At 69.7% G+C, this 17,201-nt stretch carries 16 protein-coding genes and 1 pseudogene; 7 read left to right on the top strand and 10 right to left on the bottom strand.

The features are described from left to right. Positions 1-55 precede the first annotated feature (55 nt). Both ripD and AC0KTM_RS14035 read right to left on the bottom strand, forming a co-directional pair. A pseudogene (gene ripD / locus AC0KTM_RS14040) lies at positions 56-709 on the bottom strand (NlpC/P60 family peptidoglycan-binding protein RipD); the annotation flags it as partial. A 332-nt stretch (positions 710-1,041) separates the two neighbouring features. Beyond that, positions 1,042-1,479: a hypothetical protein gene (locus AC0KTM_RS14035; protein WP_225329692.1), complete on the bottom strand. Its 438-nt coding sequence runs from the start codon at positions 1,477-1,479 to the stop codon at positions 1,042-1,044. Between the two features lie 62 nt (positions 1,480-1,541). On the opposite strand from AC0KTM_RS14035, the gene AC0KTM_RS14030 reads away from it, so the two are divergent. From AC0KTM_RS14030 to AC0KTM_RS14015, 4 genes are all read left to right on the top strand, one after another. After that, a complete protein-coding gene (locus tag AC0KTM_RS14030) occupies positions 1,542-2,846 on the top strand; it encodes an adenosylmethionine--8-amino-7-oxononanoate transaminase (protein ID WP_472415874.1) in 1,305 nt (434 codons plus the stop codon). Between the two features lie 117 nt (positions 2,847-2,963). Beyond that, positions 2,964-4,121 (top strand): 8-amino-7-oxononanoate synthase, encoded by a 1,158-nt coding sequence (locus AC0KTM_RS14025; RefSeq protein ID WP_238956178.1) that lies wholly within the window; start codon positions 2,964-2,966, stop codon positions 4,119-4,121. A gap of 9 nt (positions 4,122-4,130) precedes the next feature. After that, entirely contained in the window at positions 4,131-4,811 is a 681-nt protein-coding gene (gene bioD, locus AC0KTM_RS14020; protein WP_238956177.1) for a dethiobiotin synthase, read from the top strand. After that, on the top strand, positions 4,811-5,320 hold the full coding sequence (locus AC0KTM_RS14015; protein ID WP_238956176.1) for a 2'-5' RNA ligase family protein: 510 nt from the start codon (positions 4,811-4,813) through the stop codon (positions 5,318-5,320). Before bioD ends, AC0KTM_RS14015 begins: the two co-directional genes overlap by 1 nt. Here AC0KTM_RS14015 and AC0KTM_RS14010 read toward each other — a convergent pair. The 6 genes from AC0KTM_RS14010 to AC0KTM_RS13985 all read right to left on the bottom strand — a co-directional run bounded on the left by AC0KTM_RS14010 (position 5,317) and on the right by AC0KTM_RS13985 (position 12,838). Beyond that, complete coding sequence (locus AC0KTM_RS14010; protein WP_238957310.1) at positions 5,317-6,717, bottom strand: mechanosensitive ion channel domain-containing protein; 1,401 nt, start codon at positions 6,715-6,717, stop codon at positions 5,317-5,319. The two genes, AC0KTM_RS14015 and AC0KTM_RS14010, sit on opposite strands and share 4 nt — an antisense overlap. Positions 6,718-6,736: 19 nt before the next feature. Next, complete coding sequence (locus AC0KTM_RS14005; protein ID WP_238956175.1) at positions 6,737-8,920, bottom strand: adenylate/guanylate cyclase domain-containing protein; 2,184 nt, start codon at positions 8,918-8,920, stop codon at positions 6,737-6,739. A 51-nt stretch (positions 8,921-8,971) separates the two neighbouring features. Next, positions 8,972-10,336, bottom strand: coding sequence for a hypothetical protein (locus AC0KTM_RS14000; protein ID WP_238956174.1), 1,365 nt, complete (start codon positions 10,334-10,336; stop codon positions 8,972-8,974). After that, complete coding sequence (locus tag AC0KTM_RS13995) at positions 10,333-10,695, bottom strand: hypothetical protein (RefSeq protein ID WP_225329684.1); 363 nt, start codon at positions 10,693-10,695, stop codon at positions 10,333-10,335. Before AC0KTM_RS13995 ends, AC0KTM_RS14000 begins: the two co-directional genes overlap by 4 nt. Positions 10,696-10,699: 4 nt before the next feature. After that, positions 10,700-12,532, bottom strand: coding sequence for a hypothetical protein (locus AC0KTM_RS13990; protein WP_472415873.1), 1,833 nt, complete (start codon positions 12,530-12,532; stop codon positions 10,700-10,702). A 114-nt stretch (positions 12,533-12,646) separates the two neighbouring features. Next, positions 12,647-12,838, bottom strand: coding sequence for a hypothetical protein (locus AC0KTM_RS13985; protein ID WP_472415871.1), 192 nt, complete (start codon positions 12,836-12,838; stop codon positions 12,647-12,649). Positions 12,839-12,972: 134 nt separating this feature from the next. Here AC0KTM_RS13985 and bioB point away from each other — a divergent pair, with 134 nt between their 5' ends. From bioB to AC0KTM_RS13970, 3 genes are read left to right on the top strand one after another with little or no spacing between them, the layout of a single operon-like run. Continuing rightward, entirely contained in the window at positions 12,973-14,010 is a 1,038-nt protein-coding gene (gene bioB / locus AC0KTM_RS13980) for a biotin synthase BioB (RefSeq protein ID WP_225329681.1), read from the top strand. A 30-nt stretch (positions 14,011-14,040) separates the two neighbouring features. Beyond that, the gene (bsaP, locus tag AC0KTM_RS13975; RefSeq protein ID WP_225329680.1) at positions 14,041-14,268 is read left to right on the top strand and encodes a biotin synthase auxiliary protein BsaP; all 228 of its coding nucleotides are present in this window, start codon (positions 14,041-14,043) and stop codon (positions 14,266-14,268) included. Beyond that, the gene (locus AC0KTM_RS13970; RefSeq protein WP_472415869.1) at positions 14,265-14,936 is read left to right on the top strand and encodes a DUF2567 domain-containing protein; all 672 of its coding nucleotides are present in this window, start codon (positions 14,265-14,267) and stop codon (positions 14,934-14,936) included. Before bsaP ends, AC0KTM_RS13970 begins: the two co-directional genes overlap by 4 nt. On the opposite strand, the gene AC0KTM_RS13965 is transcribed toward AC0KTM_RS13970, so the two are convergent. Together AC0KTM_RS13965 and AC0KTM_RS13960 are read right to left on the bottom strand one after the other, a co-directional pair. Then, positions 14,931-16,271 (bottom strand): lipase family protein, encoded by a 1,341-nt coding sequence (locus tag AC0KTM_RS13965; protein WP_472415867.1) that lies wholly within the window; start codon positions 16,269-16,271, stop codon positions 14,931-14,933. The genes AC0KTM_RS13970 and AC0KTM_RS13965 overlap by 6 nt on opposite strands. 162 nt (positions 16,272-16,433) lie before the next feature. Continuing rightward, complete coding sequence (locus AC0KTM_RS13960) at positions 16,434-17,159, bottom strand: NUDIX hydrolase (RefSeq protein ID WP_225330648.1); 726 nt, start codon at positions 17,157-17,159, stop codon at positions 16,434-16,436. Between the last annotated feature and the right edge of the window lie 42 nt (positions 17,160-17,201).

Here is a 17,201-nt window from a genome sequence, read left to right as displayed (position 1 = left end):
CCTGTTGCGTCGGGACCTGTTGCAGCGGCGCCTGCTGGGTCGGCAGTTGCTGCTGCGGCGCTTGCGTGAACGGCGACTGCTGTACCGGCGCCTGCTGCAGGGGGGCCTGTTGGGTCGGCGCCTGCTGGAGCGGGGCCTGTTGGGTGGGCGCCTGCTGGAGCGGTGTCTGCTGGGTGGGCAGCTGCTGCGCCGGGGCCTGTGGCGTCGGCGCGGAGGCCCCGAGGATGCGGACCATGTAGGGGGTCATGCCATTGGCGCGCACCGGCGAGACCTGCACGACGTCACCGACCTCGAGCATCTGGTTGTTGCCCAGGTACATCGCGACGCTCTGCGTGCCCTCGGGGCCGTAGAAGATCAGGTCACCCTTGCGGGCCTGCTGCGGCAGGATCTTCTGGCCGACCCGGTAGATCGCCCCGGAGGAGCGCGGCAGCTTGACGCCGGCGCCGGCGTAGGCGTACTGCATCAGCCCCGAGGCGTCGAATCCGACGGTGTTGATGCCGGTACCGGTGCCGCGGGTGGGGCCGTTGATGCCGCCGCCGGCCCAGGAGAACGGCACGCCGCGTTGCGACAGGCCGCGGGCGACCACCACGTCGGTGGCCTGCTGATAGTCCATCGATCTGGCGCCCGGGTCGGCGGTCGCGACGGTGGGAACCACCATCGGCGCCCCGAACAGGGCCAAACCGATCGCGAAGGCGTAGATGCGTTTCATTTTCCCGGCCTCTCAGGCGCTCGTGGGGCCTCGACGCGGTGACCTCGCGCGTCCGCCCCCGGTTCATGAACCAAGCGACGGCCCCCACGCTGGGGCCGTGCCGTCCATGGCACTTGCGAAGTGAACCGGCTCGTCAGACCGCCGTATTCACATCAGTCACAACAGCCACTTTGACAACAGAAGGTGTTAGCCGCCAGGCCCCCAGGGGATTATTTGTCGTACCGTGACCGGACGGTGACTGGCGCGGCCCAATCTCGTATGCGCAGTTGTGATTTCGGTCTCAGCCGGCTACGGCGTGGCGGTGCCGTCACGGGGTGGCGACGGCGGCCCGATCACAGCCAATAGCGTTCGCTGAACAGCGTCAGCAACGTTCCGGCCGCCGAGCTGACCAAGATCAACGCCAGGGCCAGCACCGGCCAGAACGACATGTACCAGCCCTTCAGGATGGACACGACCGGGCCGATCACCGCGGCGGTGAGGGCCGCGCCGATCCCGCCCCACACCACCGGGTGGATGTACAGGTCCAGCCCAAAGGGCACCGGCCCGCAGGTCTCGTCCGCGCAGACGTTTGTCAGGAAGCCGAAAAGGCGCGACGGCCACGGCGTCGCCGCGGCCAGCACGGCGAGCAGGACCAGCAGGGTGACGGTGCAGACGACGTCCCACGCCGCCAGCCGCACCCGAATCACCCGGGGCGCCGCGGGGGCTTCCGCGTCGTAGTCGACCGGGACGGGTGGGGGCCCTGCGCTGTCGGGCTGGTGCGGCGTGGCCATGATGTCTCATGCTTCCCGACGGCCCGGGTTTGCGCGAATCGGCTGCTTTACCCTCGATCACTATGCCCGCGGCCAAGGCCGGGCTGACGCCCGAGCAGATCAGCGCGATCGACGCCGCGCACCTGTGGCACCCGTACAGCACCATCGGCGCCGAATCCGTCGCACCCGTCGTCGCCGTCGGAGCCCGCGGCGCCCGGCTGACCCTGATCCGCGACGGCGAGCGCGTCGAGGCGCTCGACGCCATGAGCTCCTGGTGGACCGCGATCCACGGGCACGGCCACCCGGTGCTGGACGCGGCCCTGTCCGCCCAGCTCGGCGCGATGAACCACGTCATGTTCGGCGGGCTGACCCACGAACCCGCGGCCCGACTGGCCCAGCTGCTCGTCGAGATCACCCCCGCCGGCCTGGACACGGTGTTCTTCAGCGACTCCGGGTCCGTGTCGGTGGAGGTGGCGGTGAAGATGGCGCTGCAGTACTGGCGCAGCCTCCACCGGCCCGGCAAGCACCGGCTGATGACCTGGCGCGGCGGCTACCACGGCGACACCTTCACCCCGATGAGCGTCTGCGACCCCGACGGCGGCATGCATTCGCTGTGGACCGACATCCTGGCCGCCCAGGTGTTCGCCCCGCAGGTGCCCCGCGACTACGACGCCGCCTACAGCGCGGCGTTCGAGGCGAAACTGGCCCGGCACGCCGACGAACTGGCCGCGGTCATCGTCGAGCCCGTCGTGCAGGGCGCGGGCGGCATGCGCTTCCACGACCCCCGGTACCTGCGTGACCTGCGCGAAATCTGCCGCCGCCACGACGTGCTGCTGATCTTCGACGAGATCGCCACCGGCTTCGGCCGCACCGGCGAGCTCTTCGCCGCCGACCACGCCGGCGTCAGCCCCGACATCATGTGCGTCGGCAAGGCGCTGACCGGCGGATACCTGAGCCTGGCGGCCACGCTGTGCACCACCGAGATCGCGCACACCATCAGCTCCGGCGAGGCCGGCGCGCTGATGCATGGGCCCACGTTCATGGCCAACGCGCTGGCGTGCGTGGTGTCGGTGGCCAGCGTCGAGGTGCTGCTCGGCCAGGACTGGCGCGCGCGGGTCGCCGAGATCGGCGCCGGGCTGGCCGCCGGGCTCGAAGCCGCCCGCGCGCTGCCCGGCGTGACCGACGTCCGGGTGTGCGGGGCCATCGGCGTCATCGAATGCGCGCGGCCCGTCGACCTGGCCGTCGCCACCCCGGCGGCGCTGGACCACGGCGTCTGGCTGCGCCCGTTTCGCAACCTGGTCTACGCGATGCCGCCCTACATCTGCACGCCCGACGAGATCTCCCGGATCACCTCGGCGATGGTGCAGGTCGCACAACTCGTCGGCTAGCAGTGGCGACCCGCTGCGCCCGGCTCCGCCGCGCTGGCGATCGCCACTGACGTCGATGGCGGCGACCCGCTGCGCCCGGCTCCGCCGCGCTGGCGATCGCCACTAGGCTGAGCCCCTATGAACGCCTCCCCGCAGGCACCGATCGACGTCTCCCCGCTGGCCTGGCTGGAGGTGGTGGAACAGCAGCGCCGCGCGGCCGGGCTGCGCCGCGCGCTGCGGCCGCGCCCCGCCGTGGCCACCGAGCTGGACCTGGCCTCCAACGACTATCTGGGGCTGTCCCAACACCCCGACGTGATCGACGGTGGGGTCGCCGCGCTGCGCATGTGGGGCGCCGGCGCGACCGGGTCCCGCCTGGTCACCGGCGACACCGAACTGCACGAGGAATTCGAGTCCGAGCTCGCCGACTACGTCGGAGCGGCCGCGGGCTTGCTGTTCTCCTCCGGCTACGCGGCCAACCTGGGGGCGGTCGTCGGCCTGTCCGGCCGGGGCTCGCTGCTGGTGTCCGACGAGTTTTCGCACGCCTCGCTGGTCGACGCCTGCCGGCTGTCGCGGGCGCGGGTGGCCGTGACGCCGCATCGCGACGTCGGCGCTGTGGAGGCCGCGCTGCGCGCGCGCGACGAGGAACGCGCGGTCGTCCTCACCGAATCGGTGTTCAGCACCGACGGCGCCCTGGCGCCGCTCCGCGAACTGCATGAGGTCTGCCGCCGGCACCGCGCCCTGCTCATCGTCGACGAGGCGCACGGCCTCGGGGTGCGCGGCGGCGGGCGCGGGCTGCTGCACGAGGTCGGGCTGGCCGGGGCGCCGGACGTGGTCATGACCACCACGCTGTCCAAGGCGCTGGGCAGCCAGGGTGGCGCGGTGCTCGGGCCGGCGTCGGTGCGCGCCCATCTGATCGACGCGGCGCGCACGTTCATCTTCGACACCGGCCTGGCCCCGGCGGCGGCGGGGGCGGCGCGCGCCGCGCTGCGGGTGCTGCGGGCCGAACCGTGGCGTGCGGACGCGGTGCTGCGCCACGCCGGCATCCTGGCCGAGGTCTGCGGGGTGCGCGAGCGACCGCAATCGGCGGTGGTGTCGGTGATCCTGGGCGACCCGGACGTGGCGGTGGCCGCCGCGACCGCCTGCCTGGACGCGGGGGTGCGCGTCGGGTGCTTCCGGCCGCCGACCGTGCCCGCCGGCACCTCGCGGCTACGGCTGACCGCGCGCGCGTCGCTGGATGCCGACGAGCTGGAGGTCGCGCGCCGGGTGCTCACCGATGTGCTCGCCGGACTTGGCTAGGGCACACCGGTGACGGTCCTGGTCGTCACCGGCACCGACACCGGGGTCGGCAAGACGGTCGTCACCGCGGCGCTGGCATGCCACGCCCGCCAGGCCGGCATCGACGTGGCGGTGTGCAAGCCGGTCCAGACCGGCACCGACTGCGGCGACGACGACCTCGCGGAGGTGGGCCGGCTGTCCGGGGTGACCGAGCTGGCCGGGTTCGCCCGGTATCCGCAACCGCTGGCGCCGGTGGCCGCCGCCGAGCAGGCCGGGACGCCGTTACCCACCCGCGAGCAGCTACTGGCGCTCATCGGGGAGTTGGACCGGCCGGGGCGGCTGACGCTGGTCGAGGGCGCCGGGGGACTGCTGGTCGAGCTCGGCGAAAACGGTGTCACCGCACGCGATCTCGCCGTCGCGCTGGGTGCCGCGGTGCTGGTGGTGGTCAGCCCGTCGCTGGGCACCCTCAACCACACCGCCCTGACGCTGGAATCACTTGCTGCGCAGGGGCTTTCGTGTGCCGGGCTGGTGATCGGCGCCTGGCCTGCGCGGCCGGGGGTGGTGGAGACGTCCAATCGGTCCGCGCTGGCCCGGCTGGCCGCGGTGCGCGCCGCGCTGCCCGCCGGGGCGGCGTCGATGGACGCCGCCGGCTTCGCGGCGCTGTGCGCCGGCGCATTCGACCGCGACTGGGTCACCGCACTGGTCGGCTGATGGTCCACTCCATCGAGCTGATCTTCGACCGCGACACCGAGGCCGCGATCCGCAACATCTGGGAGGCGTTGGCGGCGGCGGGAATTCCCAGCCAGGCGCCGGCCAGCCGCCCGCACGTGACGCTGGCGGTCGCTGAGGGCATCGCCGTCGACGTCGACGCGTTGCTGCACCCGGTGAGCGACCAGCTGCCGCTGCGCTGCCTCATCGGCGCGCCGGTGTTGTTCGGCCGCGGCAGCGCCGTTTTCGCGCGGCTCGTGGTGCCGACCGGCGAGCTGTTGGCCCTGCACGCCCGGGTGCACCGGTTGTGCGCCCCGCATCTGGTGCCCGGCCCGATGCCCAACAGCCTGCCCGATCAGTGGACCGCGCATGTCACCATGGCCCGCCGGGTGGGCGGCGCCCAGCTCGGGCGCGCGTTGCGCATCGCGGGCCGGCCCGCCCAGATCGAGGGCAGCTTCGCGGGGTTGCGCCGCTGGGACGGCAACAAGAAGGTCGAGCACCTGATCGGCTAGCCGACGGCGAGCACGCCCTCCTGCGCCATGGCCTCGTGCACCCTGGCGCGTCGCTTGTCGATGGTGCGACCCAGGTCTTGCAGCAGCAACGGCTTGCCCGTCACCAATTCGACGAGGTGGTCGCGATCGATCTCCAGCGCGGTGACCTCTTCGATCGCCTGCGCGTCGGCCAGGTTGGGTTGCCGGGTCAGCGCGGTCACCCCCAGGAACGAACCCTCGTCGAGGCCGCCGACCGCGACCGCCGTTCCGTCCTTGGCGGTCGCGGTCAACCGCACGCCGCCCGCGAGCAAGAACGTCATCCTGTCGGGAACCCGACCGGCGTGCTCGACGACCTCGTTCGCCCCGTAGCGAACGATCCTGGCGTGCGATACCAAGGCCTGCTGATCCGGTTGGCTCAACCGCAGCGCCGGTGCCACCACCGTCCGCAGGGCCTTCTCGATGTGCTCGGCCGTCGAGATGTCGTCTTCGGCGCCATCGAGGCGCAGGCCCTCGCGCCGCGCGGCGTACCAGAGCCAACGCAGAAACGTCGCCTGCGCGGCGGAATCGTCGGCGGGCGATTTCAATCCGACGGTGAGGAGATACTCGGCGGCCCCGACGGGCGCCGCAGACGCCACCGCGTTGGGCCTGCGCTGCGGCAGCGCATTGGCCACCCGCTCCAGCAGCGCGCATACCCGGTCGGGCGGGTCAACCTCGGAAAACGTTGTGGTGATTGCCAATTGGTGGCCGCCGGGTGGGCGGCTGAGGTTGGTGAACGAGGTGGTGGCCAGCACCGAGTTCGGGGTGATCTGTAACCCGCGGCCGGTCTGGATGTGAACGGATCGCCAGTTCGCCTCCACGATCCGGCCGCGGGCCGCGGGGGTGTCCAGCCAGTCGCCGATCCGGAAGGGCTGTTCGAACAACATGAACAGCCCCGACACGATCTGGCCGACGGAATTCTGCAGCATCAGCCCGATGACCACCGAGGTCACACCCAGCGCGGTGAAAAGGCCGCCGACGCGAACGCCCCACACGTAGGAGAAAATGACCGCCAGCCCGACCCCGATCAGCAGGAATCGGGTCACGTCGAGGAAGATGCCCGGGATCCGCTGGCGCCACGTCCCTTGCGGCGCGCCCTCGAACACGGTCGCGTTGAGCCCGGACAGCAGCAGCACCAACACCACGAAGCCGAACGCCGTCGCGAGAACCCGAACCGACGTGAACTGTGCCGGCATTCCCGCCACGTTGACCAGCAGCACCAGCAGGGCGCCCAGCGGGATCAGGTAACTGCGCAACAGGAATGCGGGCCGGGCCAGGGGGCTGTTCTTGCGGACCAGGCTCTGATGCCATTCGGTGAGGGCGATCAGCAGCAGCGGCAGGCCGACGACCACACCGGCGGCCCAGTACAGCGACGAGTCCATGGATGCCACGGCCCTGCCCCTATCTTTCCGACAACTTCCAGATCTGCTGCTCGACGCCGCCGACGGTGACGGTGCCCGCCGGCGTGAATTGATGGATGTCGTGCATCACCTCGTACACCTTCGAGGTGACGTAGATTCCCGTTTGCGTTGTGCTGCTGCGTGTTTGATAAGCCAGATTGACGGCCGCACCCCACATGTCGTAGACGATGCTGGAGCGTCCGACCAGGCCGCTGATGACGTTTCCCGTGTTGATGCCGGCCCGCAGGGCCAGGTGGTAGCCCGTCCGGGCGTTGAAGCGCGCGATGATGTCTTTCATCTCGACGGCGAATTCGACGGTGCGGTGCACGCTGTCCAGGCGGGGGAAGTTCAGCCCGCAGCTGGCGAGGTAGCCGTTGTGCAGTGTGCGAATCGGCTCGATACCAAGGTTTTCGGCCGCTGAGTCGAGTTCCCGGATCAGCTCGTCGACGATGCCCACCAATTCGCGGCCGGAAAGCTTGCCCGAGATCTCGTCGAGGCCGACGAGGTCGGCGAAGATGACGGTGACGTCCTGGTGCTCCTGGGCGATCGTCTGTTCACCCTCGCGGTAACGCTGCGCAACCGACTCGGGCATTAACGACCCGAGCAGCCGGTCGTTTTCCTTGCGCTGTTCGCCCAGCAGCCCTTCCTTGATCTGAAGTTTGCGGCTCATTTCGTTGAAAGCGGCAGTGAGTTCACCGATTTCATCGCGGGAGGTGACCGGGATCGCGACGTCGTAGTTGCCGGCGCCGATCTCCTGGGCGCCGGCCTGCAACCTGCGGATGGGCCGCACGAAGATCTGCGCGACCAGCAGCGCCGCCACACAGATCACGAAAACCATTGCGGTGGTGGTGATCACGAGCGTCTGGGTGAGCGACATGATCCGGGCGTTGGCCTCGGCGGTTTCCCTGGTCGCGACGATCGACCAGTGCAGGTCGGAATTCGGCACGGACAGTGGGGCGTAGGCCGCGAGTTCCCGGCGGCCCAGATAGCTGGTGTCAGTGAGGGTTCCGGTCTCCCCGCGTTCCGCGGCGCGCACGGCCGCGGTGGCCACGGGTTGGACGAGCGTCGTGCCGCCCCATCTGATCGCCGTGTCGACGGTGTCGGGCCGGGTTCCGGCCGCCAGCGCCTCGGTTTTGTAGCGCTGAGGGTCCTCGAGGAATAACCGTGAATCGGAGCGCATGAGGTTGTCCGGACCGGCGAGATAGGTTTCGCCGGTGTCGCCCATGCCGGCGGATTTCCACTGCTTGTCGGCGGTCATGATCCGATTCACCTTGGAGATCGGCAGGGGCAGCGCCAGCACTCCGGCCGCGCTGCCGGGTGGACCGATCGGTGCCGTCAACCATGCGATGGGCTGACCGAGTTGGGGCTGATATGGCGCAAAGTCGGTGATCCACACGAAGTTCACCGAGTTGGCGGCCATCGCCTTCTCATAGGCGTCACGCAGGTTGGATTGGCGGTACGGGCCGGTGCGGACGTTGGTACCGAGGGACGCGGATTTCCGCACGCTGTAAACCACGTTGCCGCGGGTGTCCAGCAGCAGCGCATCGCGGTACTCGAATCGGGTCGCGATCTCGCGAAAGTAGTCGTTGAAGCGCGCATTGGCGGCCGACCAGGCGCTGCCGTCGCCGGCGTCGTCGGGTGGGCCGCCCGTCTGATTCGAGGACCGACTCGCCGCCACGGTGTAGTGCGCCTGCAGGTATCTCTGTGAATTGTTGCTGGGCAACACCGCGTCGAGGGCAAGCTTCTTGCCGGTGTCGCGCTCGATCGGTTTGATCAGCCTCTCGTTGTAGAAGTCCACCAGCGCGCGTTGCTGCCCGGGGTCCACGGGGGCGGTGGCCAGCTGGTCGAAGCCGGCGGTGAACTCGTGCACCGCGTCGAGTGCGGTGGTTCCGCGGCTGTAGACGACCAGCGAATCCGACAGATCCGAGAACAGCGTCTCGATGGCCCGCTTCTGCGCCGCCCGCATCTGGGTCATCCGGTCGGTAGCCGCGGGCAACAGCGCGTTGCGGGCCGCGACGTACTCGACCGTTCCGATCACTCCCAGCGACGCCAGGCTGGACACCAGCAGCATCAGCATCACTTTGGACTGAATGCTGAATCGGGACAGCGTTCGCGGGCGTCGCCACGTCTTTCGGGCCGGGTTCTGCTCGTCCGGGGGGACCGGCTCGGTCGAGCGCCGCGACATCAAACGAGTTCGGTCAGGGATCGCGTTACGTTGAAGCGCACGCCGCAACGCCTACCCACCGAAGAGAAGATACAAACCGGTGAACGTGTAGCCGACCATCACCAGCATCATGGTCAACTGCCCGGTGAGCTGATGGCCGGCGGGCAGCAGCCGCAGGGCTTTGTCGTGGGCGGCGATCACCGCGACGATGTGCCCGGTGACCACGCAGGTCACCTTGATCGCGGCCAGCACCGGCGGGTGCATGGACAACACGTAGGCCACGTGTAAGTGCGCCAGGCCGAACAGGTTCCAGCCTCGGCCGAACGGGTCGGCCAGCGCGAACACCGCCTGCTGTCCGCGCTCCACCAAATACGACAGGTAGTGCGCGAAGATGTAGCCCACCACGATCGGGATCAGCGAATGCGCCATTTGGCCGGGCAATTCGCGGCGCCGCTCGCGGTCCACGCCGCCCGTGGCGCGCGCGGCCAGCGAAAACGTCACCGCCACAACGGAAATGAAGACGATCAGTCCGATGGTGCGCAGCGCCGACGATGCCACCGTGGGGGACACCCCGAAGTCGCGCGTGAGCCGATCGGCGAAGCCGCGCCAGGTCGGCGACGACGAGAAGCTGTCGAACGCCGTGGACCCGAGCAGCACCGCCAGCAGCACCACGACGCCCGGGCGCACCGGCAGCGACGGCAGATGGTCGAGCGGGTTCCCGACGACGACTCTGCCGGTCTCGCGATTGCGGCGAAACGGTGAGAGCCGGGAGAAGGCCATGCTGTACACGCCGAAGGGGTCGGCGCGCGCCAGCCAGCGCTGCCCGCACAGCCAGGCCCCGACGAGCATCAGCACCGCGTAGCATCCGATCCATGTCCTGATCCAGGGCAGCGACGCCGAATTCGGGCTGGCCAGCTCCATCCAGACGAAGGCGAACAGGCCCACCGCGGCGGGCCGGTAGCCCCAGCCTTCCGGGTAGGACAGCCGCGGACGTCCGAGCCGCTGCGGCGTGACGCGCCGCAGCAGCAGGTAGATCGTGCGCATGGGCGAAATCACCCGCCACACCGGCCCGACGGCCAACGACAGCGTCACCAACCCGACCCACAGCAGCACGTAGAACGCGCCGAGCAGGGCGTTGGACTCCGAGTCGGGACCCCATATCCCGGCCGCCACCGCCCACAGCGCGAACGCCAGCGCCAGCGCCGCGGCCGTCGCGCGGCTCGCCCGGGCGTCGACGAACGTCGTCAGCGCCGCCGGCAAGGCCCGGCCCGGCTTGAGTGGGTCAAACCGCGGCTGTCGCCACGCGAACGCGACCAGGGCAAAGGTGAACGTCAGCGCCCATGCCGCCCCGACCATTGCGTAGGCGTACGGCACCGGAAGGTCACCCGAGCCGCCGAGACCATGCGCGAGCACCACCGCCGCGGGGGCGGAGGTCACGGCTGCACTTGGATGGTGGCGATAGTGCGGTCCAGATGGTGCAGTTCCACCGCGACGTTGCCGGGCACGTCGACCGCGAACTCGAACGTCTGGTGGGGCGCCGCCGCGACCTGGAACTTGTGATCGGGCGTCGAATGCACGTGCAGCTCGTCGGTGGCATCGCTGGTCACGTGCAGGGTGATCTGCTGGCGCACCTTGGCCTGCAGCGTGGCGTTGGTCGGGGTCACCTGCCCGTTGGCGATCGTGACGTCGATGACCAGGGGCGCCGCCGGCGACTTGTCGGTGGAACCGCCGCAGCCGACCAGGCCGCAGACCAGCGCCGCCACCCACGCCGCGAGGAGAGTGCCGCGAATCGTCATCGCCTTACGCCGCCCGGGGGACCGGCTGCTTGTCCTCGGCGGGTTCCGGCTCGGTGACGGCGTTGCCGAGCCGCCCGGCGCCCCACGTCAGGCCGGCGATCACCATCAGCGTCATGAACAGCACCACGATCGAGCCGGCGGTGAACAGCCACACCGGCGCGTTCTGGTCGCGTTCGCGCTGCAGGATCGTGATCTCCTGCACGAACGGGCGGTTCATCGCCGACAACGCCGGAACCTCGGGCGCCGGGATCGCCTCGTCGGCCGGTTCGTAGATCGGCACCGCGGTCATCGTGTAGCCGTCCTGAACCCGCAGCAGCGTCTTCCACGTGCCCCACACCGGAAGCGGTTGCGTCGACCGGTAATGGCCGGGACCCACCTTCTCGAGCTCGTCGATCTGTAGACCGCGGTTGTTCTCCATCCGGCCCTGCCAGGACAGGATCGTCACCCACTCCGGATGCTGGCTGACCATGTCGGCCGGTGCGAGTTGGATGTCGGCCGACACCATGCGATGCCCGGGGGCGGCGGGCAGCTCGGTCAGCGTGATGGCGGCGTTGTTCTGGCGCGGCACCACGATATGCAGGCCGTTGGCCACCGCGCCGCCGATCACCAGCACCGTGACGACCACGACCGAGATGCCGGCGGCGCGGCCCGGGAGGCGCTGACCGGTGAGCACCATGCCGAACAGCGCGCCGCACATTCCCATCAGCACCGCGACCGGCACCGCCATGGCCAGGGCCTCGCCCCACATGCTGGCCGGCCACGGGTAGTGGTACACCGCGCCGATCCACAGCGATTCCAGCCACAGCCCGACGGTGCCCACACCGAGGCCCGCGACGGCCCCAAACGCGATGGGGCGCTTGAGCAGCGGGGTCAGGGCGATCAACTCGACCGCGAGCGCGGGGCCGAGGTACAGGGGGAACCAGTTGATCGGGGCCCCCAGGATCGGCCCGACCAGCAATGCCACGCCGCCGCGCAGGGCAATCGCGAAGACGGCCGCGATCAGGGCCGCCCCCCGCCCCATGGTGATGCGGGCGGCGACCGCCGCCAGCGCCGCCGCGGCGGCGATCATCATGGGCTGTAGGACGAGGCGGAATTGCTCGACGCCGAAGTCGTATTCGATCTGATAGACCGACAAGCCGATGAACATGCCGCCGAACGACAGGTAGCGCAGGAACGTGATGAACGCGCCGTGCAGCACGTCGGCACCCAGCTGGGCCTCGCCCTCGCGCTCCAGCATCAACACCGCGAACAGCGAAAAGCAGGCGCCGCCGATCATCATCAAATGCGTTGGGCCCCAAAGGGTTACGTCCTGGCCGAAGATGCGGTGCCAGATGTCGTCCAGCGGGAACCCGATCAGCGCGTACAGCCCGCAGCCGGCCATCAGCACCCCGCCGACCGGGGCCTGCCAGTTACGGGTGATGCGCACGGCCGCCGGGCCGGGCTTGTCGAACGGCAGGACGACCGCCGTCATCCCGCCCAGGAAGATCCCGAACAATCCGATGATGATGAAGTAGTGCGCCGGGTTGGCCAGCGGGCCGGGGTCGCGGCCGTTGCCGATATGCCAGCTGACGTCCCAGATGAACCCGAACAACGCGCAGATGATCGACGTGGTGAACACCAGCACCGGCAGGGCGACCCAACTCGGCCGGTGGAACTTCTCGCCCACCTTGTCCGCGACCCGGGCCAGCCATGTGATGCGATGCGTGCGGTGGGCGTGGCCGACCCACAGCATCAGCAACGTGATCACCACGGCGGCGATCGAGAGCCCGATCACCTGGTCCAACCCCGCACCGCGCGCCGGTGCCTCAGCAACAATCGTCAGTTCATCCGACCGCATCGTCGTGCCTCCCAACCGCGCCGGGCCGCCCCGGAGGATCCGATAGAAGTCAACCGCTTATTACTGTCAAGTAGGTTTCGTGATTGATTGTTTAATGCCCAGATCCGGCGCCCGTCAATCACGTTCTTGATCGGGCGTGTCGTGTTTCGCCGCGTCTGTGGTGGCCGCCGTGGTGTCGCGGCCTTCCCGGCGGTCGCGCAGCGCGATGTACAAGACCACGGCGACGACGATCACCGCAGGCAGAAACGCCGGCGCGGCCAACAGCAGATAGTGGTGCGCCAAGTATTCGACGTGCGGGGTCACCATGGTCGTATACCCAGGGGTAGGCCGAGTTCTTCGGCCGTTACCCTACTTTGAACACCTTTTCATTCAGGCTGCCACCGGCACGGGGCAGATGTGTCCCCACGCGCGGGCACGAGAAAGAGGCAAGGGAGTACTTGGTGACTCAAGCGGCTACGCGACCGACGGCCGAAACAGGCAACGACGAGGACATCCTGGCGGTGGCCCGCCAACAGGTGCTCGAGGATGGCCAGGGCTTGAGCCGCGACCAGGTCCTGCGGGTGCTGCAACTGCCCGACGACCGGCTCGACGAACTGCTGGCGCTGGCCCACGAGGTCCGGATGCGCTGGTGCGGCCCCGAGGTCGAGGTCGAGGGCATCATCAGCCTCAAGACCGGCGGCTGCCCCGAGGACTGTCACTTCTGCGCCCAGTCGGGGCTGTTCGAATCGCCGGTGCGCAGCGCCCGGCTGGACATCCCCAGCCTGGTGGAGGCGGCCAAGCAGACCGCCAAGTCCGGCGCCACCGAGTTCTGCATCGTCGCCGCCGTCCGCGGGCCCGACGAGCGGTTGATGGCCCAGGTCGCGGCCGGCATCGAGGCGATCCGCAACGAGGTCGAGATCAACATCGCCTGCTCGCTGGGGATGCTGACGGCCGAGCAGGTGGAACAGCTCTCGGCCATGGGTGTGCACCGCTACAACCACAACCTCGAGACCGCGCGCTCGTACTTCACCAACGTCGTGACCACCCACTCCTGGGAGGAGCGCTGGGAGACGCTGTCGATGGTGCGCGACGCCGGCATGGAGGTGTGCTGCGGCGGAATCCTCGGCATGGGCGAAACCCTCGAGCAGCGCGCCGAATTCGCCGCCGAACTCGCCGAACTCGAACCCGACGAGGTCCCGCTGAACTTCTTCAACCCGCGGCCCGGCACGCCGTTCGGCGACCTGGAGGTGCTGCCGGCCAGCGAGGCGTTGAAGTCCGTCGGCGCATTCCGGCTGGCGCTGCCGCGCGTCATGCTGCGCTTCGCCGGCGGCCGCGAGATCACCCTGGGCGACCTCGGCGCCAAGCAGGGCATCCTGGGCGGCATCAACGCCGTCATCGTCGGCAACTACCTGACCACGCTGGGCCGTCCGGCCGAGGCCGACCTGGAATTGCTCGGCGACCTGCAGATGCCCCTCAAGGGCCTCAACGCCAGTTTGTAAGCCGACACGCCGCGGCTAGGTTGGACACTTGTGGTTGGCGATCTGGGCGCTGCGGTCAGCGCCGGCGTCTACAACGTCTACACCGGGGAATTAGGGGGCACCGCCGTGCCGACAGCGGCCCAGTTGGGTCTTGAGCCGCCCCGGTTCTGCGCGGCATGCGGGCGCCGGATGGTGGTGCAGGTTCGGCCCGACGGTTGGCGGGCGCGCTGCTCGCGGCACGGTGAGGTCGACTCCGCCGACCTGGAGACGCAACGGTGAGCGAGCACGCCAAGACGGATGCCCCGGATGCCACCGACCCCGCGTCGGTGCCCCGCCGGGCACGGGCGCGCGCGTTCCTGCTCGTCGGCGGGGGCTCGGCGGCGACCGGTCTGCTCATCGGTGCGCTGTGGGCGTGGATCGCGCCGCCGATCCGCGCCGTGGTGGCACTCACCCGCTCGGGTGAGCGGGTTCACGACTATCTGGGCAATGAGTCCGAGCATTTCTTCGTCGCACCCGCGCTGATGCTGGGCCTGTTGACCGCGCTGGCGGTGGTCGCTTCGGTGTGGGCGTGGCAGTGGCAACAGCACCGCGGCCCGGGCATGGTCGTCGCCCTGTCGCTCGGCTTGCTGACCGCCGCTGCCGTCGCGGCGGCCGTCGGGGCCGCGCTGGTGCGGCTCGGCTACGGCGCCCTGGACTTCGATGCGGTACCGCTGGGCAAGAGCCCGTCCGTCGCGTACGTCACCCAGGCGCCGCCGGTGTTCTTCTCCGACCGTCCGTTGCAGATCGCGGTGAGCCTGTTGTGGCCGGTCGGCGTCGCCGCGCTGGTGTACGCCGTGCGGGTGGCCGCGGACGCCCGTGACGACCTGGGCGCGCTTCCGCCGGCGGCTAAGCCGTCCGATGCGCTGCCGGTGGCAGGGGGCGGCGCGGCGGAAGCGACCGTGTCATAGCGGGCGGCGGCGAATCCTGCGGCCCGTGACCACCTTGGCCGCGATCTTGAGCAGCCGGGCCATGCCGACGTAGGTCATCGGGTTGAACATCGTCGGCCAGGTGGTCCGCACCAGGTGCTCGGTCAGCGGGCGGCCCTCGAAGCGATCCGTCAGCCAGCGCAACGTCATCGGCGCCGACAGCGGGTGCAGCATCATGTGCTCGTTGAACGCGTCGCGGTGGTAGGTGACCCGCGCGCCGCCCGCCGAATACGCGTCGGCCAGCACGTCGATGTCGTGCACGTCGATCAGGTAGTCGTGCACGGCCTGCACGATCAACACCGGGGGCGTCGGGACCGCGGCGCCCAGCTTGATGTGGTCGAAGACGTACGTGACTTCCGGGGTGGACAGGATTTTTTCGAGCGGCTCGTCGAGGTAGTCGCCCATGTTCTTGCCGGCCATGCGCACGACGGCCCCGACGGTCGTCATCTTCTCCAGCGAGTCGAGCAGGGCGCGCCCCTCCTGGTTGGTGTGCTCCCTGATCACCCGGTCCAGGTCGGGATAGATGTGCGCGAGCGCGGCCACCACCAGCGCGGGCAAGCCCGACAGGAAGCTGCCGTTGAGCCGGCGGAAGGTGTTGCCCAGGTCCCCGACGGGCGAGCCCAGCACCGCACCCACGATGTCGAGTTCGGGCGCGTATTCAGCGCACACTTCGGCGGCCCACGCGCTGGCCAGGCCGCCCCCGGAATAACCCCACAGCCCGATCGGGGCCGAGTTGGACAGCCCGAGACGCCCCGAGCTCAGCGCGGCCCGGATCCCGTCCAGGACGCGGTAGCCGGGCTCAAACGGCGCCCCCCACAGGCCGCGCAGGCCCTCGTGGTCGGGCACCGAGACGGCCCAGCCCTCGGCGACGGCGGCGGCGATCAGGAAAAGCTCGAACTGGCCGATCGCCCCGAACGCCTTCGCCCGACGCCGCAGCGCATAGGACGGGAAACAGCGCGAGGACACGGCGTCGATCGCGCACTGGTACGACAGCACCGGGCAGGGCCGCCCCGGAGCGAGGTCGGCCGGGACGATCACCGTCGTCGCGGTCGCCTCGGGGTCGCCGTTCATGTCCATGGTCCGGTAGAGCAGCTGGACGGCCTTGATGGGCTGCGGGATCAGGCCGAGGAATGCCAGCTCGACATCGCGCGAGCGCAGCACCGTCCCGGGCTCGGCGTGCTGGAAACCCAGCGGCGGCTGGTAGAACGGGTCGTCCGAGGGCAGCAGCGGACGCACCTTGCGCTGCAGTTCCTCGTGGGGCGGCCGGGCGATCCATTCCGCGCCATGCGTGCCTGCCAGGTTGCCGAGCTCAGCCATTGAGGCTCCCTTCGTGGCCACCCGGCATTCTCGCGCACGAACAGCAGGTGGCCAAAACGTCATCGCCGCGTTGTGAGCGACTTCTCGTCACCGCGGGCAGGTCAGACCCGTCAGGGGCGCCGACCGAAATGCGCGTCGCCCGAACGACGCGTTTGTGTCAGCCTAGCCGGGCAGCCCGGGCGGCCTGAGCGCGGCGAATTCATCGGTGACCCGCAACGCCGCGTCGGTGAACCGGTACAGCGCGGCCGGGCGTCCGCCGCTGCGGCCGGATTGCGCGATGGTGCCGGTCGCGGTGATGACGCCGCGCCGCGCCAGCACCCGCTGCAGGTTCGTCGCGTCGACCTGATATCCCAGCGCCGCTCCGTAGATGTCGCGCAGCGTGGAGAGCGCGAATTCCCTTGGCGCCAAGGCGAATCCGATGTTGGTGTAGGACAGTTTGGCGTTCAGCCGGGTGCGGGCGTGGTCCACCATCGGGGCGTGGTCGAAGGCCATCGGCGGCAGGCGGTTCACCGGGTGCCAGCGGGTGTCCGGCGGTAGTTCCGGGCTGGCGGGGGAGGGCACCAGGCCCAGGAAGGTGGACGCGATCACCCGGGCGCCCGGCACCCGGTGCGGGTCGGAGAACACCGCGAGCTGTTCCAGATGCGCCAGCTCCTTGAGGTCGACCTTCTCGGCGAGTTGGCGGCGGACCGAGGTGATCATGTCCTCGTCGTTGCGCACCTGCCCGCCGGGCAGCGACCACGCGCCGCGCTGCGGATCCTTGGCGCGCTGCCATAACAGCACGTTAAGCTGCGGTTTCGCTGTTGTGCGCCCCCGCGCAACCTCTTCGGTGACTTCCCGAACCTGGAACACGACCGCGAGCACTTCGTGGGCGGTGCTACGATGGGCCATGTTTTCGATTATAAGTCGAAAACCTCCTGGCTGAAAGGAGCC

Source organism: Mycobacterium sp. NTMscope_Eco_3, from assembly GCF_976985685.1.
The sequence above is the reverse complement of the archived record's forward strand: the minus strand, read 5'-3'. Positions and strand labels throughout refer to the sequence as shown.